The organism is Streptococcus sp. 1453 (assembly GCF_013276955.1).
GTDB lineage: Bacteria > Bacillota > Bacilli > Lactobacillales > Streptococcaceae > Streptococcus.
The window spans coordinates 78234-98416 of record NZ_VMLZ01000008.1 but is presented as its reverse complement, the minus strand read 5'-3'; the positions used below and the strand labels follow the sequence as shown (position 1 = coordinate 98416).

Below are 20183 nucleotides of genomic sequence, written 5' to 3'. Positions count from 1 at the left end.
CGCGAGCCAGTCAGCGTCTGAATCGGCATCAACAAGTGCTTCAACGAGCGCAAGTCAATCAGCGTCAGAGTCCGCATCGACAAGTGCCTCAACAAGTGCAAGTCAATCTGCATCAGAGTCAGCATCGACAAGTGCCTCAACGAGCGCAAGTCAATCAGCATCTGAGTCTGCCTCAACAAGTGCCTCAACAAGTGCCTCAACGAGCGCAAGTCAATCAGCGTCAGAGTCAGCATCGACAAGTGCCTCAACAAGTGCAAGTCAGTCAGCGTCTGAATCAGCATCAACAAGTGCTTCAATAAGCGCAAGTCAATCAGCTTCTGAGTCAGCCTCAACAAGTGCTTCAACGAGCGCAAGTCAATCGGCATCAGAATCAGCATCGACAAGTGCTTCAACAAGCGCGAGCCAGTCAGCGTCTGAGTCAGCATCGACAAGTGCCTCAACGAGCGCAAGTCAATCAGCATCTGAGTCAGCATCGACAAGTGCCTCAACGAGCGCAAGTCAATCAGCCTCAGAATCAGCATCGACAAGTGCCTCAACGAGCGCAAGTCAATCGGCATCAGAATCAGCTTCAACGAGCGCGAGCCAGTCAGCGTCTGAATCAGCATCGACAAGTGCTTCAACGAGCGCGAGCCAGTCAGCTTCTGAATCGGCATCGACAAGTGCTTCAACAAGCGCGAGCACGTCAACCTCAACAAGCACAAGTACATCAGCAAGTGTATCGGCTTCAATCAGCGCAAGCAATTCTGTTGTTACAAGTAAGGGAATGCCGGAAATTGTTAAACCACTCCCTAGCCTAGATATTGATAGTATTATTAAATCGGATTCTATCAGTATGTCAGTTAGCACATCGGCTTCAACCAGCGCAAGTATATTAGCAAGTACGTCTACTTCAACAAGCACGAGTGTTTCAGCATCAATAAGTGCTAGCGCGTATGCTTCTACAAGTACAGGTGCTTCAGATACAATGAGCACAAGTGGGTCAGTAAGTACATCTCTGTCAACAAGTACAAGTTCCTCAGACACAATGAGTACAAGTACCTCAGTAAGTACATCGGCGTCAACAAGTACAAGTGGATCAACAAGTACAAGTGGATCAACAAGTACAAGTGGATCAACTAATTCTCGACCACAAGAGACAAGAACCAAAGCGAGCCAAGACTTACCAAATACAGGAGAGAATCAGTCTGTGAAATCAGGACTTCTTGGATTGATACTTGGTTTAACAGGTTTAGGATTGGTTGCCAAACGTCGTAAAAAAGATGATGAAGACTAACATTGACTTTCATAGTTAAAAGAACTTTCCTAGACCAAATAGAAAAGATACTGGGAAAAAGTCTTTAAAATCAGAAAAACGCATATTATCAGGTATTGAACCCCCTCGATAATATGCGTTTTATTATGGAAAAATGTCCTAAATCTTTTCCTCGGATTGTGCTTTTCCCCAACCCCTAATTGGTTGGAAAATATAGGATGATTATGACTGTATCATTTGGAAAATAGCTCTTTTTTTGGTATGATACATATAGTATAAAATATGTTTGAAGTAACTTTTTTTATTTTTTGTATTTTGAATAAAATAAAATCTATAAGGGGGAATTATGTATAAAAAAGTAATTGTTCTTGCAGCAAATCAAGCTTATGTGAGTTATTTAGAAACAACAATTAAATCGATATGTAGCCATATGAAGCAGATTAAGTTTTATATCCTAAATGAAGATATTCCAACTGATTGGTTTCAGTTAGTAGAGAATCATCTTGAAAAAATAGATTCAGAGATTGTAAATGTTAGATGTTCTTCAGCTATGTTTCAGGATTATAAACTTCCAACAGCGCATTTAAACCATGCTGCTTATTTTCGTTATTTAATTCCCCATCATGTAGTAGAAGATAAGGTTTTGTACTTGGATAGTGATATGATTGTGACACAGGATTTATCAGATCTATTTGAACTGGATATGCAAGGTTATCCTGTTGCTGCAGTTGAGGATTTACCGACAACATCGGATAAGTTTAATTCTGGATTATTATTGATAGATAATAAAAAATGGAGAGAGGAAGATGTTGTGACACAGTTATTTGATTTGACTGCTCAACATCATTATGAGGTCTATGGAGATCAAGGAATCTTGAATCTCGCTTTTCAGGATAATTGGTATCGTCTTCCTCTAACCTATAATCTTCAAGTGGGGTCAGATAGTCAGCAATTTACACTAGGGGATATGGCTTGGTATGATCTTTTTAAAGGAAAACCAGCAGTCATTCACTATACTACAGGTTTGAAGCCGTGGCATCAGCATCATTTTAATCGATTTAGAGAAGAATGGTGGTTTTATTATGGATTGTCATGGGAGGATGTTCTTCTTAGAAAATATCCTGCAAAAGAAGGATGGAGCGCTCTTGTTTCAAAACCACCTTATCAAACAGCTATTTACACGAATACCGTGAATTTGCATGAAGCAGAGAATCTGATTAAAGCTCTTCCACAAGTGAATTTTAATATTTTGGCCCACTGCTATTTTGCACCAGGAATTTTAATGTTAGAAAAGTATAAAAATGTTACTCTGTATCCGTGCTTTGACCCTTTGACGCATGAAAAAGTGTTCAATCAGTTAGATTTTTATTTAGATATTAACTATGAGGGCGAAATTTATAACATTATCCAAAAAGTAGTAGATAAGGGAATTCCTTTCTATTCTTTCCAAGCAACAAATCATGCACAAGAAATCTCTCACTATGTTTTTGAAAATCAGGATGTTCAAGGGATGATTCAGCATATTGGAAATTATTTACTGACCTTGGGAGAATAATAGAGAATATTGAGTCAATTTTAAAATATTTTAATATGGATAATTGAGAAGGTGAATGATGTTTTTTGTTGCAACAAAGGCAAATCCAAAAATAAAAAAATTAAAGAATTTATATCGAGAACTAGACCTTCCGTTTGCAATCTTGTATGTAGATTGCTTTGAAGACTTTGATTGTCTTACTGATGGGGAGCTTAGTCCCTTAACCTATTTTGTTAGTGAGAAGAAAAAACAACCTCTTTTTTTGAATCAACTTTCAATCCCAACTTATTGGGAAATTACGACGGATGGCGTTGAAGGTTCAGTTTATGATAGAGGAATCAAAAAGGCTACTATTTATTTCCATCATCCAATAGCAGAACGGTGGATTTCCAAAGTTTGCTGGTACGACGATGCAGGGCATATTACCTATGTGGACTATTATGGAGTGAATGGATGGAAGTTTTGTAGAGAATTGGTAGATGATGAAGGTGTAGTTCATTTACGTACAATCTATAATTCTGATGGAGACGAAGTAATAGTGGAATGGGTACAGCAAAATAAGATATCTTGTGTTACTCCAAGAAATAATCCCCTTATTTATCCAAGTCGAATGACATTTGTGAAACAAATGCTAACAAATTTATTGGAACAAGAAAAGATTTGTATCATGGAGGAGGAAATTCTTGATCTTATTTCTTCTAATGAAAAATACGATATTTTTTATTGGGCAAGTAGTTTAGAAGAGGCAGATAAGGTAAAGGAAAAAGTCAATCAAGTTATTTTAACAACTCCGAAAGGGATAAAAGATTCTCCGTATCTCCATCTATATGGATGTGCTAGGGAAAGGAAGTTGCAGGATAGACCTCAAGCAGTTATTATGACAAATTCAGAATGGATAGAGGGCTTGGAGGAACTCTTACTTCAGTTTCCAGAAATTGATTTTCATGTCGGTGCAGTCACAGAGATGGGAAGTAGAATTACAAATCTATCTATCTATTCTAATCTACATATCTATCCCGGAATTAGCTATGATTTTTTCCAAGAATTGTTAGATAAAAGTACATTTTATTTAGATATTCAGTATGATATTGAAATTTTTGAGTCCTCATCCTGTGCAGTGGAAAAAGGTGTGCTACTTTATACTTTTAACCATCTAACTCACCATGAAGAATATAAGAAACTTGAAACTTGTTGTGATACAGTTGATGCTCTTGTTCAACACTTACGTCAAATTTTAAACAGCCCAGAATTGTATGGTCAGCTGCTAGTAAGACAAGCTGAACAATTAGGAGTGGCTAGTGTAGAGGATTATTTCCAATTATTTAATGAATGTGAGAGAGAATGTGACTGTCTATAATTTTAATCTATTGTTAGGGTTTGAACCAAATGGAGTTGATGTTGCTCAAGCTCATCGTCTTAAAATATTTCGTAAGTTAGGAGTAGAGACATATTTTGTGTTTACTCATTGGCCAAGTATTGATCAGTTAAATTATTTTTTATCAAAAGGTTATCGATACAATGAACTTCTTTTTGCTCAATTTCTGTTCACAGATCACTTGGTAACAGAGCCTGTGCTTTCTTCCAATGATATGGAGATGCTTCTAGGATTGGAGGAATCGCAACAAATTGATAGCTCTGACCAAGGTAAAACTTATAAGCTGGATAATGGAGAAATAGTCGTTTTTCGATATAGTAAATATTTTTTAAATAAAGTTCAATATGTGGATTATTTTTCAGAAGGATATTTACTGAAAAGGGAGATTTATTCTACGCGGAAATTGGTAACCGATTATTTTGTATTGAACTATCAAAATAATCAAATTTTAGCTGAACTAGGAAGACGTGTTTATCATAACCAAGACGGGAGTATAGCATTAGAGGAAATTTCTCTGAAAAAGAAACTCTATTATCTATTAAAAGATAGTAAACTAATAACCCATGAAGAACTGATGAAACTTGTTATAAACAAGCTCCACCTAAAAGATAGTGATATTGTGTTGATGGATAGGGCTTCTAATATTGATTTTGCTCGTCCGCTACTGGAACAATCTTCAGGTGCAAAACTAGGATTGGTGTTTCATTCGGAGCATACTTTTGGAGAACATCCCTTTAGCTATGAGTATTACTACCCTGTGAAGTATGCTCATCGTTTGGACTTCATGATTACATCTACTAACTTACAGGCAGAAATTTTGAAGGAGTCTTTTCAAAAAGAAGGGCAACAAGCTCCCAAAATTTATACTATTCCAGTAGGGAGTTTGAAGTCTTTACAATATCCAGATAAAGTTAGGCAACCACAAAAAATTATGACTGCGTCAAGATTGATTTACTCAAAGCGAGTCGATTTAGCTATTAGAGCAGTTGTTTTAGCGCATCAGAAGGGTGCAAATATTGATTTTTCTATCTTTGGTCAAGGTATGGAATATAATGGGTTAAAAGAACTGATTTGCGAATATTCGGCAGAGGATTACATCCATCTGAAAGGATATGCGAGACTAGATGACGAGTACATAAAACATAGTATTTATCTAACAGCTTCTATAACTGAGACTTTTGGTTTGACCCTGATGGAAGCGGTTGGAGCAGGATTGGCTATTGTTGGATTTGATGTAAGATATGGTAATCCTACCTTTATAATAAATGGGGAAAATGGTTATTTAGTTCCTTTTGAAGGTAGAAGTGATCAGGAGTTGGTAGAGGATATGGCTCAGAGATTAGTTGAACTGTCTTCTAAAGATATGGAGGATTTTCATAGAAATTCTTATCAGTTGGCGCGTGATTACCTAGAGGAACGAATCTTGGAGCTATGGAATTGTTTCCTTGGAGAACAATCTTCAAGAACTACTATCAATAAAATATAAAAATAGTATGTTGGGTTAGTAGTAAAGAGTAAAGTACATTTTTAAAATAGAATATTAGGATGTTTTTTTACTATATTTCAATACAATGAGTAAGACACCCTAGGGGATAGTCATTCGTATAAGAATAGTAATTCAGTTCAATTTTTGAGGATAAATTGAGAGTCAAAGTAGTATATTATTAAAAAATAATTAAATTAGAAAATGAAAGGTTGTCTTGTTCTGGAGGTTAAAATGAAAAAAATAATTGCTTTTGGTGCAGATAGCGGATATCAGGATAAAGTCGAAACTGCTATCAAATCTATATGTGCTCACAATCGTGAATGCAAATTTTATATTTTTAATGACGACTTACCAACCGAGTGGTTTTTGCTGATGGAAAAACGCTTGGAACCCTTATCGTCAGAAATTGTCAATGTGAAAATAACAAGTCATAATTTGCGTGAGTATCGCTTACCCTATTCGAGTATAACTTATGCTGCTTTTTTCCGCTATTTTATTCCTAAATTTGTGACAGAAGATAAGGTTTTATACTTAGATTCAGATATAATAGTTAGGTCTAGTATAGATGAATTGTTTTCATATGATCTTGGAGATAGCCCACTAGCTGCGGTAGCAGATCCACTTGATTCTAGTACTTTTAATTCAGGGATGATGTTAATCAATGCAGATTTGTGGAGAAAAGAAAGCGCCACAGATTCGCTACTTGATTTAACCAATCAGTTTCACCAAGAAGTTTATGGAGATCAAGGAATTTTGAATCTCTTGTTCAAAGAGCGCTGGCGCCCTCTTTCTCAGAGGTGGAATTTTATGGTAGGGATGGATACTGCGGCACGTAACTGTCAGGTAGATAGTTGGTACAGTGAGTCAATAGAAATAGAAAAAGATGCAGCTATTATTCATTTTACAGGAGATAAACCGTGGGCGAATATTAACTTAAATCGCTTTCGAAAGGATTGGTGGTTTTATTACGGTTTAGAATGGTCGGATATTGTTATGAGAAAGGGGAATTTTAAAGTAGGATTTAATTCTCTAGTCTCTTCTCCGCCAAGATTGTATTCAGCTGTGTTTACAAATACATGTGATATTGAAGCTATAGAATATCTAATCAAAGAGCTACCACAGGTTCATTTTTCGATTTTAGCTTATACGCGTTTTGCACCAAATATAGTTGATTTACAAAAATATTTGAATGTTCGCATTTATCCGGTATTTAATCCTATGAATTTTATAAAGATTTTAGAAGAAATCGATTTTTATTTAGATATCAATCATGAGGGAGAAATAGCAAATATTATAGATGAGGTATACAGAATTGGAAAGCCTATTTTTGCCTTTGATAATACATGTCATAACAGAGAAAAAGCTTCCTTTATTTGTGATCATTCTCATCCTGAAGATATGGTTTCTAAAATAGGTGATTTGATAGATAATAAGGAGTTGGATTAGATGAAAGAGGAGTTAATCAGTGTAGTTGTTCCTATTTATAATGTGGAAAAATATCTTCGTCTTTGTTTAGATAGTTTATTAGTGCAAACATATACTAATTTCGAAGTGTTAATGATTAACGACGGATCGCCAGATGATTCAGCAAATATTTGTAAGGAATATTTGACTAAGGATAGACGCTTTCAGTACTTTGAAAAGGAAAATGGTGGTCCGTCTGATACGAGAAATTATGGGATAGAACATTCTAAAGGAGAGTATATTACCTTCGTTGATTCAGATGATTGGTTAAAGGAAACATTTCTAGCAGATTTATATGAAGCTATTACTAGGACAGGAGCAGATATAGCTCTATCAACCTATGTAAAATATGATGATTCGCAATCTGTTTATAATATTCCGATTATAGGGGAATATTACGAGCGCATCTGGATGTCCGATGAGTTTATTAGAGAATTACCCAAGTTAGAAATGGAAGATAATTCGTACTCAAATCCATGGGCAAAACTATTTAAAAGGGAATTGTTTCGTACGATTCGTTTTCCAAAAGGTAAGTTAATTGAGGATACCAGAACAAATATTAAATTGTTTTTAGAATCCTCAAAACTTGTTTATATTAACAAATGTTTATATTTTTATAGGATAAGAGGCGGATCAGTTATCCAAACCATTACAGAAAAGTTATTAGAAGATGTACTGGATACCTTAATAGAACGATTGAGTCTCGTAACAATGAAAGGACTGTACTCAAACATTTATAAAGAGACTCTTTTGGAATCACTTGGATTTAGAAGTTATCAAGCCTATACTTGTGGTTTGGAAAATACGGAAATCTATCGAAGATATCAAGAAATGATCTACTTAATCGAAAAGATGGATGAAAAATGATAAAATAGTTGATTTTTAAGTGAAGTTTGTTCGTAATTTGCTTGTTATGAACTGAAAATATGAGTAGTCGAAAAATAAGAAATGAAAGGTTTTAGCCTCAGCTAATAAGACTGAAGCTAGAGTAGAAAATCAGAAGTTATGAGCAGATTTTTTCTGCTTTTTTTGATATAATTATTATATTTGAGAATTATTTTGAATTTTCTCTTCTCTTCTATTATTTAACTCTTGTTTTAGATAAAGTATTTAGTTTTAAAACAGTGTTTGCTGATAATAAATATTCAAAAAATATAAGACAAACAACTTGGTCTTTAACGGTCATTTTCTGCTTTCGTAGATAGTTAGACAAGGTCACCTCTACTTACATCAGGATTAAACCAATTCATTAGAGGGGTAAATAGTAACATTGTAATCAGGTGTAGAAAGGGTCACTTATGAAAAATATAGTTTCATCCATCATTTTTAAAAAACTGAGTATTAGTTTTTTTCTACTATTTATATATGTATTGGGTGGTAGAATTAGTTTACCTTTTGTTGATTTGAATAGTAGAGATTTTCTAGGGGGAACGACTGCTTATTTAGCATTTTCAACCGCTCTTACAGGTGGGAATTTAAGAAGCTTATCTCTTTTTTCTATTGGTCTTTCACCTTGGATGTCTGCCATGATTTTGTGGAAGATGTTTTCTTTTTTTAAAGGGCTTACTGGAGGTGGAAAAGAATTACAAGATAGGCGACAGATGTACTTAACCTTACTGATTGCGCTTATACAGTCAGCAGCTGTAGTTCTAAGTTTACCTGTCCAATCAAGCTATTCAACTGTACTTGTTTATATCTTAAATATCAGCCTCTTATGTGCAGGTAGTTTTTTCTTGGTCTGGTTATCGGATATTAATGCTAGTAATGGTGTTGGAGGATCAATGTTAATTATGCTGACCTCCATGATCATCAATATGCCACAAGATGTAATAAATTCAATTCAAATATTATCAATCCCCAAAGAGGTAGTTGTTTTGATGCTTTTAATTGCACTTGTTTTCACCTACATAAATGTCATTTTATATCGTGCTCGTTACCGTGTAGCAGTCAATAAAATTGGTTTACATAGCCGCTTTAAACGCTATTCTTATTTTGAAATATCCTTGACACCTGCGGGAGGGATGCCCTATATGTATGTCATGACCTTTATGACCCTTCCCATTTATATTTTAGTGTTACTTAGAATGGTTGATTCTCATAATCCTTTCTATACAAAATTGATAGAGGATTTGAACATTGGAAAACCTTTGTGGATTTATACCTATCTTTTCATCTTATTTGCTTTCAACTTTTTATTTGCTTTTGTTAATATGAGTGGAGAACAGATAGCTGATTCTATGAAAAAATCAGGTGAGTATATTTATGGGATTTACCCAGGGGAAGAGACAAGTCGGTTTATCAATAAATTAATTTTTCGATTTGCCTTTATCGGAGCTGTGTATAGTATTGTGATTGCAGGGCTACCTATGCTTTTTGTTTTATATGATGAGCGTTTTTTACGCTTGACAATGATTCCAGGTCTTTTATTTATGCTACTTGGTATGATTTTCATGGTAAGAGAAGAATTGATAGCTCTGAGACTGAATGAAACTTATAAACCACTAATTTAGGAGGATAGCATGTATTATTTTATTCCAGCCTGGTATGGCTCAGGGCGACAGTGGCATGCGGATATTACACCGTGGTATCGTAGCTTCTTTAAACTAGAATTTGACGATACTTTTAATCAAATTCGTTTATTCCAGCGACAAGAAATCACCTCTTACCTAATGATATTAGCTTATCAACCTCACCTACGTTATTTTTTACATCGCCATGGTGTCTTAGAAGCATCTGTTTATTCTGTATTTGATGACATGCAAGATTTGCATGATGCACATGTCCAAGTGTTGAATATGTGGGATATTGAATGGGATAGAGAGTGTGAATTTCTATATAGTCCATTTGCAATTACTGTTTACAAACAAGGTAAACGGTATGCTCAAGTAGAACAAGGCGAGGAAGGTTTTATAAGTGATATACAATATTTTCATGAAAATGGTCAATTACTTGAACATTATATAATGGATGATCGTGGCTTTGTGTCAAGTGTCATTTATTTTAAAGATGGGGCTCCATCTTATCAGGAATATTTGAATTTGAATGGAATTTGGCAATTTAGAGAGTATCTGCAAGAAGATGGCAGAGTTGAAATAAATCCTATTTTTTCCTATCAATATAAAAATATAAGCTATAAAAATATAGGTGAATTGATTGCGGAATTCTTTGAAAGAAGACTCTTGCAACAATACAAGGAGGACGATATTTATATCCTACCTTCTCACGACAAACATAATGAATTTGTTTTATCTCGTTTACCAGAGAATAGTACTAAAATTTTGAGTCTTTTCATTGGTCGTAACCCTCAAGAAAGTTTAAGTGAATTGAGTATGATTTATGAAAAGGTTGATTTAGTTTTAGTAGATAGAGAGGATAGCCTTCAACAGTTACAGAGTCTCTACCCTGAAAAAGTCGCTAAATTTCAACATCTGTCTCCTTTTGATACTCGTTTAAGACTTGGAAGAAGTCAAAGAAAGAAAGAATCCATTATTTATTACCATCTTAATTTTGAAGAGGGACTTGATGAAGAAGGGATTTATGAAGTTCTATCATTTATTGCTAAGACAGACGATACAGAATTAGTTTTTGGTACTTTTGCTGCAAATCAGGAACAGATGAATCAAGTTGAAGAGATGGTACAAGATATGATTTCCCAACGTATCCAGGTAGCTAATTTTGAAAAAGAATCAGATTATGGAGAAGCTGAGAATCCATTAGAAGAAAATGAGAATCAGAACTTACGTTATCAATTTATAAATATGTATGATGAGTCGGACTTGATTAAAAATTTAGAATATGTACGTTTGCTTATTGACCTTAGCCTTCAGCCTCATCTTTATACACAGATAGCTGCCATAAGTGCGGGGATTCCTCAAATCAATAGAGTCAAGACCGTTTATGTAGAACATTTAAAGAATGGCTATCTTCTTTCGGAAGTATCAGAACTTCACAAGGCTATGTCTCATTACCTAGATACACTCAAGGAATGGAATCAGTCGCTAATTTATACAATTGACAAAATTAAAGAGCATACAGGAAAACGTTTCTTAGAAAAATTGCATCATTGGATTGGAGAAGTAACAAATGGTGAGGGAACTTAAAATTTTACAAATTGGAATTGATAATTGGAAACACCATTATGATATTCCTGAAAATATGGATTGGTACTATTTTTGTCCAGATTCACCTCTTGCTATTCGCAAAATGATGGAGACAGATAAGATTTCAAGTTTTCATGCTGTTTTGATAGAAGATGGGCGTTATCTAAGTGATTTGTTGCCTTTTTCGAAAAAATTAGATCCTTATACAGTTTTTTATCCTCAGGATTTTCAGTCAAGTGATTCTGATGTTTTAGATTTACTAAAAAAACGTTGTGCAAGAGCTATTGATTTCTCTGAACCAGAAAGATTGCTAAAAGATTTATCGACTTCTCTATTTGGAGGAGGATATGGCGATAAAATGAAACCTTCTACAATACAGGTTCACCATTCGTTTCAAGGAAGTGTCTCTTATCAAGGACATGAATATGTAGAATTAGAGGGAGATTTTGGTGAGGAGTTTTCTCAGCTAGCATATTGGAGTTATAATATTGCTGTAACACGCAGCCTACCAATTGAATTATGGCTTGAATATGAAAAAAGTTCAGGAGTTGAGTTTAGATTTCGTATCAAAAAGATTTTTGAAGGATCGATTGCTGATATTACAGAGGATCTTGTTTTTGAAGAGTCGGATTTGGCTTCTACTATTCTGATTGAGCAAACATATAATGTCTATTTGGCACTTTCTATTGAAGCCAGAGGAAAGGGGAAACTGAAAATAGGGAATCTTCATCAACGTTGGAGTAGAAAACAATTCGGTAAATTCGTTTTAGGTGGAAATACTCTTCATGATAACAAAAGAGATGAAATTAATTATTTCTTTCATCCAGGAGATTTCAAACCACCTTTAGCTATTTATTTTTCAGGATATCGACCTGCGGAAGGCTTTGAAGGTTACTGGATGATGAAAAATCTGGGCTGTCCTTTTCTTCTGTTTTCAGATCCTCGTATAGAAGGTGGAGCTTTTTATATAGGAAGTGAAGAGTTAGAAAGTAAGGTTAGAAAAACTATTCAGTATTACCTGGATTATTTAGGTCTAACCTCTAGTGATTTAATTTTATCGGGACTTTCTATGGGGACCTTTCCATCGCTTTATTATGGCTCTTTTTTTGAGCCATATGCCGTTGTTGTTGGGAAACCTTTGACGAATATTGGAACAATTGCAAGACGTGGTCGCTTGGATGCACCGGGAGTGTTTAATACAGGATTTGATATCTTAAGACATCAAACAGGTGGAGTGGATTCTAGACATATGATTGAATTGGATCAATATTTTTGGGAATCCTTCAAAAAAGCAGATTTTTCGAATACGACCTTTGGTCTATCCTATATGAAGGATGAAGATATGGATCCTCAGGCATATGAAGAGTTGGTAGAATATTTATGTAAAACAGGTGCTAAGATACTTTCCAGAGGCACAGCTGGTCGACATAATGATGATACTGGGGAGAATGTTGCCTGGTTTTTGCATTTCTATCATATGGTTTTGAAAACAGGATTTGGACGAGGTGAGGTATGATTATCAGACAAAGACCAGATATCAAGTGGGGAGACAGGCTAAATATGTATATTTACGGTACGAAGGTGACCTATCATTCAGACTCTCATGTAAGTATATATAATCCATTAGTTCCCTCAGGGACTAAAATTCAAGGTTGGGTTTCGAATACGAATTATCAAGCTGCTCGAAAACAGCCAAGCCTTCCATTATTGAAACGAAAACAAGAATACCAAATGATAATGAAATTTGACTGCCAGCCTACAAAAGGGGTGTACACATCGATTACATTTTTTGATCGATATGGTGATGTGATTGAAGAAAAAATTGAAAAAGATAAAAGATTTACGTTTATTTACCCGGAAGAAGCCCACACCTATCAAGTCCATCTCTTAAGTGCTGGTTTTGAATCTTTGGATTTTTATTCTTTTTCTATTGAGGAGATGAATCGTGATTAAAGAGGTTTATCAGAGTTTTCAACTTAGAAAAGTTACAAAAATTCTAAAAAAAATCAATGCATTAAAGAGGACGATGGAATCTTTGTCGGATCAAGAATTGGCTGCAAAAACAGTGGAGTTTCGCCAACGTCTGGCTAAAGGAGAAACTTTGGATGATCTCTTGGTAGAGGCTTTTGCGGTTGTTCGTGAAGCGGATAGACGTGTATTGGGCATGTTTCCTTATGACGTCCAAGTCATGGGAGGGATCGTTATCCATGAGGGGAACGTCGCTGAAATGAGTACTGGAGAAGGAAAAACTTTGACAGCAACGATGCCTGTTTACCTCAACGCTTTAACAGGAAAAGGGACAATGGTGATTACCCCAAATGCCTATCTTGCTAAGCGAGATGCTGAGGAGATGGGAGTAGTTTACCGTTTTCTAGGCTTAACAATAGGAGTTCCTTTTGTAGAGAGTGGTGAAGAATTGTCTGTTGAGGAAAAGAGGGAGATGTATGACTCTGATATTGTGTATACAACAAATGCTAACTTAGGTTTTGATTATTTAAATGATAATTTAGCATCAAACGAGGAAGGTAAATTTTTACGTCCTTTTGATTATGCAATTATTGATGAGATAGATGATATTTTATTAGACAGTGCCCAAACTCCTTTAATTATCGCTGGAGCTCCCAGAGTTCAGTCTAATCATTATGGTATTGTTAATACTCTTATGACCACACTAGTAGAAGGTAAGGATTTTATTTTCAAAGAGGAGAAGGGGGAAGTTTGGTTAACGAAACAGGGAGCCAAGGAAGCGGAAAGTTTCTTTGGAATTGATCATCTATATAATGAAAAAAACGCAGTCTTTGCCCGTCATCTAGTCTATGCAATGAGGGCTCACAAGCTTTATACAAAAGATAAAGATTATGTTATTAGAGACAATGAGATGCTTCTTGTAGATAAAGGTTCTGGACGTTTATTAGAACAAACTAAACTGCAGGGAGGGCTTCATCAGGCGATTGAGGCTAAAGAACAAGTCAAACTATCTCCAGAAACGCGGGCTATGGCTTCTATTACCTATCAGAGCCTCTTTAAGATGTTCAATAAGCTGTCTGGTATGACAGGGACAGGGAAGGTTGCAGAAAAAGAGTTTCGAGAGACTTATAATATGGCTGTTGTACGGATTCCTACCAATCGTCCTAAACAACGAATTGACTATCCAGATAATCTATATGTGACATTACCTGAAAAGGTATATGCTTCTTTGGAGTATATCAAAGAATACCATGCTAAGGGAAATCCTTTATTGGTCTTTGTTGGTTCTGTGGAGATGTCTCATTTATACTCATCGCTTTTGTTACGAGAAGGAATTGCCCATAATGTGCTGAATGCTCACAATGTGGCGAGAGAGGCTCAGATTATTTCTGAATCAGGTCAGATGGGAGCTGTGACAGTGGCTACCTCTATGGCAGGACGGGGTACGGATATCAAACTCGGTAAGGGAGTTGCAGAGCTTGGGGGCTTGATTGTTATTGGAACGGAACGGATGGAAAGTCAGCGGATCGACCTGCAAATTCGTGGACGTTCTGGTCGTCAGGGAGATCCTGGTATGAGTAAGTTCTTTGTATCTTTAGAAGACGATGTTATCAAAAAATTTGGCCCATCTTGGGTTCATAAAAAGTATAAAGATTATCAAGTTCAAGATATGACTCAACCAGAGGTATTGAAAGGTCGTAAATACCGAAAGCTAGTCGAAAAGTCTCAGCATGCCAGTGATAGTGCTGGACGTTCGGCACGTCGTCAGACTCTGGAGTATGCTGAGAGTATGAATATCCAACGGGATATCGTCTATAAAGAGAGAAATCGTCTAATAGATGGTTCTCGTGCTTTAGAAGATGTGGTGGAGGAAATCATTGCTAGCTATATAGATCAAGTGACCGCTTCAAATTATGAAAGTCGAGAATTGCTCTTCCACTTTATCGTGACCAATATTAGTTTTCATATTAAAGAGGTTCCAGATTATATAGATGTGGCTGATAAAACTGCTGTTCGTAGCTTTATGAAGCAGGTGATTGATAGAGAGCTTTCTGAAAAGAAAGAATTGCTTGAGCAACATGGCTTGTATGAACAATTTTTACGCCTTTCTTTACTCAAGGCTATTGATGACAACTGGGTAGAGCAGGTAGACTATCTACAACAGTTATCTATGGCTATCGGTGGTCAATCTGCTAGTCAGAAAAATCCGATTGTAGAATACTATCAAGAAGCCTACGCGGGCTTTGAAGCTATGAAAGAACAAATCCGTGCGGATATGGTACGGAATCTCCTGATGGGGCTGGTTGAGGTCACTCCAAAAGGTGAAATCGTGACTCATTTCCCATAAGAGGAGAATATATGACAATTTATAATATAAATTTAGGAATTGGCTGGGCTAGTAGTGGTGTTGAATATGCCCAAGCCTATCGTGCTGGTATTTTTCGGAATTTAAATCTCCCCTCTAAGTTTATCTTTACAGATATGATTTTAGCCGATAATATTCAGCACTTAACAGCCAATATTGGTTTTGATGATGATCAAGTGATCTGGCTTTATAACCACTTTACAGATATTAAGATTGCACCGACAAGTGTGACAGTGGATGATGTCTTGGCTTATTTTGGTGGTGTCGAAAGTCGTAGAGAAAAGAATGGGAAGATCTTGCGTGTCTTCTTTTCTGACCAAGATAAGTTTGTAACCTGTTATTTGGTGGATGAGAACAAGGACTTGGTTCAACATGCCGAGTATGTCTTTCAAGGAAAACTGATTCGTAAGGATTACTTTTCTTATACGCGTTATTGTAGCGAATACTTTGCTCCCAAGGACAATGTTGCAGTCCTATACCAACGAACTTTCTATAATGAAGACGGGACTCCAGCCTATGATATCTTGATGAATCAAGGAAAGGAAGAAGTTTATCGTTTCAAGGATAAGATTTTCTATGGGAAGCAAGCCTTTATGCGTGCTTTTATGAAATCCTTGAATTTGAACAAGTCTGATTTGGTCATTCTCGATAGGGAGACAGGCATTGGACAGGTTGTTTTTGAGGAAGCACAAGTAGCGCATCTAGCGGTAGTTGTTCATGCGGAGCATTATAGTGAAAATGCTACAAACGAGGACTATATCCTTTGGAACAACTACTATGACTATCAGTTTACCAATGCAGATAAGGTTGACTTCTTTATCGTATCCACTGATAGACAGAGAGAAGTTCTGCAAGAGCAATTTGCCAAATATACTCAGCATCGTCCAAAGATTGTTACCATTCCTGTAGGAAGTATTGATTCCTTGACTGAGTCAAGTCAAGGACGTAAGCCCTTTTCATTGATTACGGCTTCGCGTCTTGCCAAAGAAAAACACATTGACTGGTTGGTCAAGGCTGTGATTGAGGCTCGTAAGGAAATACCTGAATTAACCTTTGATATTTATGGTAGTGGTGGAGAAGATTCTCTGCTTAGAGACATTATTGCAAATCATCAGGCTGAGGATTATATCCAGCTCAAGGGACATGCGGAACTTTCGCAGATTTATAGTCAGTATGAGGTCTACTTGACGGCTTCTACCAGCGAAGGCTTTGGTTTGACCTTGATGGAAGCAGTTGGTTCAGGTCTACCACTAATCGGTTTTGATGTGCCTTATGGGAATCAGACCTTTATAGAAGATGGGCAAAATGGTTATTTGATTCCAAGTTCATCTGACCATGTAGAAGACCAAATCAAGCAAGCTTACGCAACTAAGATTTGCCAACTATATCAAGAAAATCGTTTGGCGGATATGCGTACCCATTCTTACCAGATTGCAGAAGGCTTCTTAACCGAAGAAATTTTAGAAAAGTGGAAGAAAACAGTAGAGGAGGTGCTCCATGATTGAACTTTATGATCGATATAGTCAGGAAAGTCGAGATTTACACGAAAGTCTAGTCGCTACTGGTCTTTCTCAACTTGGAGTAGTCATCGATGCAGATGGCTTTCTGCCTGATGGTCTGGTCTCTCCTTTTACTTATTATCTAGGCTATGAAAAGGGAAAACCTCTTTATTTTAACCAAGTTCCTGTTCCAGCTTTTTGGGAAATTTCAGGAAATAATCAGTCTGCTCGTATTGAGGATGTGACACAGGAGAGGGCTGTCATTCATTATGCTGACGGAATGCAGGCTCGCTTGGTTAAACAGGTAGACTGGAAAGACCTAGAAGGTAGAGTACGTCAGGTTGACCACTATAATCGCTTCGGAGCTTGCTTTGCTACAACGACCTATAGCGCAGATAGTGAGCCAATTATGACGATTTACCAAGATGTCAATGATCAACAAGTTTTACTTGAAAACCATGTGACGGGTGATATCTTATTGACTTTGCCTGGTCAGTCCATGCGTTACTTTGCAAATAAGGTTGAATTTATCACCTTCTTTTTGCAAGATTTGGAGCTAGATAAGCATCAGATTGTCTTTAATACTCTAGCGACCGCTTTCTTGGTTTCCTTCCATTATCCAGATAAATCTGGCTCAGATGTTTTGGTTTGGCAGGAACCTCTTTATGATGCCATTCCGGGGAATATGCAGTTGATTTTGGAAAGTGATAATGTGCGTACTAAGAAAATCATCATTCCAAATAAGGCGACTTATGAGCGCGCTTTAGAGTTGACTGACGAGAAATACCATGATCAGTTTGTGCACTTGGGTTATCATTACCAGTTCAAACGTGATAATTTCCTAAGACGAGATGCCTTAATCTTGACCAATTCCGATCAGATTGAGCAAGTGGAAGCAATCGTAGAAGCCTTGCCTGATGTCACTTTCCGTATCGCAGCGGTAACAGAGATGTCTTCTAAGTTATTAGATATGCTTCGCTATCCTAATGTGGTCCTTTATCAGAACGCTAGTCCACAGAAGATTCAGGAACTTTATCAACTATCGGATATTTACTTGGATATAAACCACAGTAATGAGTTATTGCAGGCAGTTCGTCAGGCTTTTGAGCATAATATGTTGATTCTTGGTTTTAATCAGACGGTGCACAATAGACTTTATATCGCTCCAGAACATCTATTTGAAAGTAGTGAAGTTTCTGCTTTGGTTGAGACCATTAAATTGGCTCTTTCAGATGTTGATCAAATGAATCAGGCACTTGGCAAACAAGGCCAACATGCCAACTATGTTGACTTGGTGCGATATCAGGAAACCATGCAAACTGTTTTAGGAGGCTAACATGTCAGAGGAAGATTTATTTTACAAAGACGTTGAAGGTCGCATGGAAGAGTTGAAACAAAAACCCATCAAGAAAGAAAAAGAAACCCGAGGGGAAAAGATTAGTAAGACCTTTTCACTCTTATTGGGTTTGATGATTCTGATCGGTTTGCTCTTTACTTTGCTGGGAATTTTGAGGTAGGTCTATGATTGAAATACTGATTGTTTTAGCTATTGTCCTATCTATTGCTTTGATTGTATTGGTAACCATACAACCCCGTCAAAATCAACTATTTTCCATGGATGCCACCAGTAATATTGGTAAACCAAGTTACTGGCAGAGCAACACCTTGGTAAAGGTGCTCACCTTATTGGTGAGTTTGGCCTTATTCGTTCTACTATTAACCTTTATGGTGATAACTTACAAATAAAAGAAAACTTCAGATATTCACCTTTTGTGGATTGGTCTGAAGTTTTCTTTTTTATACTCAATGAAAATCAAAGAGTAAACTAGGAAGCTAGCCGCAGGCTGGTCAAAACACCGTTTGAGGTTGTAGATAGAACTGACGAAGTCAGCTCAAAACACCGTTTGAGGTTGTGGATAGAACTGACGAAGTCAGCTCAAAACACCGTTTTGAGGTTGTGGATAGAACTGACGAAGTCAGCTCAAAACACTGTTTTGAGGTTGTAGATAAGACTGACGAAGTCAGCTCAAAACACTGTTTTGAGGTTGTAGATAAGACTGACGAAGTCAGTAACCATACCTACGGCAAGGTAAAGCTGACGTAGTTTGAAGAGTATTACTGTCCATATTTTTGGTAAAAATCAACTTTTACTTGGATGAAGGTTTTGGCTTCACGTAGGAGTTGGAGAAGGGTGGCGCGGGTTTCAAATTCGTCTCTTGTTTTGGGCAGACTGCGGTTGCGAAAGACTTCCAGATAGCGTTCAATTTCATCTAGCAAATCAGAAGCAGGATTGGTCTGGCTCAGTTGACCGGCAATTTTTGAAAAGAGTTGGGCCAAAATCAGGCTCTCACTGGCAGCTAGGTGACAGGTGTTGATTTGCTGGGCCATATTTCGTAGGATACGACTTTGTCGCTGTCTCATCTCAAAGTAGTGGATATGGTAGTCGGTCTGGTGAAAGAGGTGGTCAGAGTGATCTAAATAGACCAGTTTGAGGGCTTCTTCCAAAAGGGTGTCTAATTCTTCCACCAGCTGTGCTCGGTTGCGGCCGTCCCCTCTGGATAAATAATATTTGAAGCGTTGAAGGATATCTTTTAACTTTTCTTCTACCAATGTGTGGTAGTGCTGGATTTCCTCTTCTCGTGAAGGCATGTAGAGATTGACCAGCAAAGCAAATCCTGTACCGATAGCAAAGAGAAGGAATTCGTTGACTAGAAGGTCTGGAGAGGTTGACTCTTGTACCAAGAGGTGGCTAACCAAAACAGTGCTTGGTGTGATGCCAATTTCCCAGCCCATCTTATAGGCTAGGGGCACGTAGAGGGCAAGATAGAGGCCAAGGCTCCAGATATGAAATCTGCTCAAGTGAAAAGCCAAAACACCGATAGCTAGAGCTAGAAGAATGGAAAAGAGCCGATTGCGGGCCAGTTTTAAGGTACTTCTACGGGTATCGGATAGACTCAAGAGGGCGATGATTCCAGCCGAAACTGCCGAGGAAAGATTGAGAAAATAAGCAAGAAAACAGGCAAGACAGGTAGCTAAGATGAGCTTGGTCGTACGTTGGCTAATAGACATAAGAATTTCCTGATAATACTCAATGAAAATCAAAGAGCAAACTAGGAAGCTAGCCGTAGGCAGTACTTGAG

The 20183-nt window shown here is 37.0% G+C and carries 17 protein-coding genes; 16 read left to right on the top strand and 1 reads right to left on the bottom strand.

Annotated elements, in window-relative coordinates; all coding sequences use genetic code 11:
• From HW098_RS07490 to HW098_RS07415, 16 genes are all read left to right on the top strand, one after another.
• On the top strand, positions 1–1273 hold a 1273-nt coding region (locus tag HW098_RS07490), incomplete at its 5' end, for an LPXTG cell wall anchor domain-containing protein (protein WP_176139713.1).
• Between the two features lie 325 nt (positions 1274–1598).
• The gene (locus HW098_RS07485) at positions 1599–2807 is read left to right on the top strand and encodes a glycosyltransferase (protein WP_176139712.1); all 1209 of its coding nucleotides are present in this window, start codon (positions 1599–1601) and stop codon (positions 2805–2807) included.
• A gap of 55 nt (positions 2808–2862) precedes the next feature.
• Positions 2863–4143 carry a hypothetical protein gene (locus tag HW098_RS07480; RefSeq protein WP_176139711.1) on the top strand — a complete coding sequence of 427 codons (1281 nt, stop codon included), beginning with the start codon at positions 2863–2865 and terminating at the stop codon, positions 4141–4143.
• Positions 4130–5647: a glycosyltransferase gene (locus tag HW098_RS10820; protein ID WP_176139710.1), complete on the top strand. Its 1518-nt coding sequence runs from the start codon at positions 4130–4132 to the stop codon at positions 5645–5647. Before HW098_RS07480 ends, HW098_RS10820 begins: the two co-directional genes overlap by 14 nt.
• Positions 5648–5878: 231 nt before the next feature.
• Positions 5879–7093: a glycosyltransferase family 8 protein gene (locus HW098_RS07470; RefSeq protein ID WP_176139709.1), complete on the top strand. Its 1215-nt coding sequence runs from the start codon at positions 5879–5881 to the stop codon at positions 7091–7093.
• Positions 7094–7978 carry a glycosyltransferase family 2 protein gene (locus HW098_RS07465; RefSeq protein ID WP_176139708.1) on the top strand — a complete coding sequence of 295 codons (885 nt, stop codon included), beginning with the start codon at positions 7094–7096 and terminating at the stop codon, positions 7976–7978.
• A 431-nt stretch (positions 7979–8409) separates the two neighbouring features.
• Positions 8410–9621: an accessory Sec system protein translocase subunit SecY2 gene (gene secY2, locus HW098_RS07460; protein ID WP_175880568.1), complete on the top strand. Its 1212-nt coding sequence runs from the start codon at positions 8410–8412 to the stop codon at positions 9619–9621.
• 9 nt (positions 9622–9630) lie between these two features.
• Positions 9631–11211 carry an accessory Sec system protein Asp1 gene (gene asp1, locus HW098_RS07455; protein WP_176139707.1) on the top strand — a complete coding sequence of 527 codons (1581 nt, stop codon included), beginning with the start codon at positions 9631–9633 and terminating at the stop codon, positions 11209–11211.
• Positions 11195–12727: an accessory Sec system protein Asp2 gene (asp2, locus tag HW098_RS07450; protein ID WP_176139706.1), complete on the top strand. Its 1533-nt coding sequence runs from the start codon at positions 11195–11197 to the stop codon at positions 12725–12727. Before asp1 ends, asp2 begins: the two co-directional genes overlap by 17 nt.
• Entirely contained in the window at positions 12724–13164 is a 441-nt protein-coding gene (gene asp3, locus HW098_RS07445; protein WP_176139705.1) for an accessory Sec system protein Asp3, read from the top strand. The genes asp2 and asp3 overlap by 4 nt, the downstream gene beginning before the upstream one ends.
• Entirely contained in the window at positions 13157–15526 is a 2370-nt protein-coding gene (secA2, locus tag HW098_RS07440; RefSeq protein WP_176139704.1) for an accessory Sec system translocase SecA2, read from the top strand. Before asp3 ends, secA2 begins: the two co-directional genes overlap by 8 nt.
• An 11-nt stretch (positions 15527–15537) precedes the next feature.
• Positions 15538–17049 carry an accessory Sec system glycosyltransferase GtfA gene (gtfA, locus tag HW098_RS07435; RefSeq protein WP_176139703.1) on the top strand — a complete coding sequence of 504 codons (1512 nt, stop codon included), beginning with the start codon at positions 15538–15540 and terminating at the stop codon, positions 17047–17049.
• A complete protein-coding gene (gene gtfB, locus HW098_RS07430) occupies positions 17042–18379 on the top strand; it encodes an accessory Sec system glycosylation chaperone GtfB (protein WP_176139702.1) in 1338 nt (445 codons plus the stop codon). Before gtfA ends, gtfB begins: the two co-directional genes overlap by 8 nt.
• 1 nt (position 18380) lies before the next feature.
• Positions 18381–18560: an accessory secretory system protein Asp4 gene (gene asp4 / locus HW098_RS07425; RefSeq protein WP_001287962.1), complete on the top strand. Its 180-nt coding sequence runs from the start codon at positions 18381–18383 to the stop codon at positions 18558–18560.
• A gap of 4 nt (positions 18561–18564) precedes the next feature.
• Positions 18565–18789: an accessory secretory protein Asp5 gene (locus HW098_RS07420; RefSeq protein ID WP_050230870.1), complete on the top strand. Its 225-nt coding sequence runs from the start codon at positions 18565–18567 to the stop codon at positions 18787–18789.
• 166 nt (positions 18790–18955) lie between these two features.
• Complete coding sequence (locus HW098_RS07415) at positions 18956–19147, top strand: hypothetical protein (RefSeq protein WP_176139701.1); 192 nt, start codon at positions 18956–18958, stop codon at positions 19145–19147.
• Positions 19148–19158: 11 nt separating this feature from the next.
• Here the strand turns inward: HW098_RS07415 and HW098_RS07410 are convergent, their stop codons facing one another.
• Positions 19159–20112, bottom strand: a complete 954-nt coding sequence (locus tag HW098_RS07410) for an aromatic acid exporter family protein (RefSeq protein WP_176139700.1) — start codon at positions 20110–20112, stop codon at positions 19159–19161.
• Between the last annotated feature and the right edge of the window lie 71 nt (positions 20113–20183).

What these genes read in the sequence shown, in the direction of transcription:
- HW098_RS07485 (WP_176139712.1), top strand. Translation starts at nt 1,599, where the DNA reads ATGTATAAAAAAGTAATTGTTCTTGCAGCAAATCAAGCTTATGTGAGT.
- HW098_RS07480 (WP_176139711.1), top strand. Translation starts at nt 2,863, where the DNA reads ATGATGTTTTTTGTTGCAACAAAGGCAAATCCAAAAATAAAAAAATTA.
- HW098_RS07470 (WP_176139709.1), top strand. Translation starts at nt 5,879, where the DNA reads ATGAAAAAAATAATTGCTTTTGGTGCAGATAGCGGATATCAGGATAAA.
- HW098_RS07465 (WP_176139708.1), top strand. Translation starts at nt 7,094, where the DNA reads ATGAAAGAGGAGTTAATCAGTGTAGTTGTTCCTATTTATAATGTGGAA.
- secY2 (WP_175880568.1), top strand. Translation starts at nt 8,410, where the DNA reads ATGAAAAATATAGTTTCATCCATCATTTTTAAAAAACTGAGTATTAGT.
- asp1 (WP_176139707.1), top strand. Translation starts at nt 9,631, where the DNA reads ATGTATTATTTTATTCCAGCCTGGTATGGCTCAGGGCGACAGTGGCAT.
- asp2 (WP_176139706.1), top strand. Translation starts at nt 11,195, where the DNA reads ATGGTGAGGGAACTTAAAATTTTACAAATTGGAATTGATAATTGGAAA.
- asp3 (WP_176139705.1), top strand. Translation starts at nt 12,724, where the DNA reads ATGATTATCAGACAAAGACCAGATATCAAGTGGGGAGACAGGCTAAAT.
- gtfA (WP_176139703.1), top strand. Translation starts at nt 15,538, where the DNA reads ATGACAATTTATAATATAAATTTAGGAATTGGCTGGGCTAGTAGTGGT.
- gtfB (WP_176139702.1), top strand. Translation starts at nt 17,042, where the DNA reads ATGATTGAACTTTATGATCGATATAGTCAGGAAAGTCGAGATTTACAC.
- asp4 (WP_001287962.1), top strand. Translation starts at nt 18,381, where the DNA reads ATGTCAGAGGAAGATTTATTTTACAAAGACGTTGAAGGTCGCATGGAA.
- HW098_RS07420 (WP_050230870.1), top strand. Translation starts at nt 18,565, where the DNA reads ATGATTGAAATACTGATTGTTTTAGCTATTGTCCTATCTATTGCTTTG.
- HW098_RS07410 (WP_176139700.1), bottom strand. Translation starts at nt 20,112, where the DNA reads ATGTCTATTAGCCAACGTACGACCAAGCTCATCTTAGCTACCTGTCTT.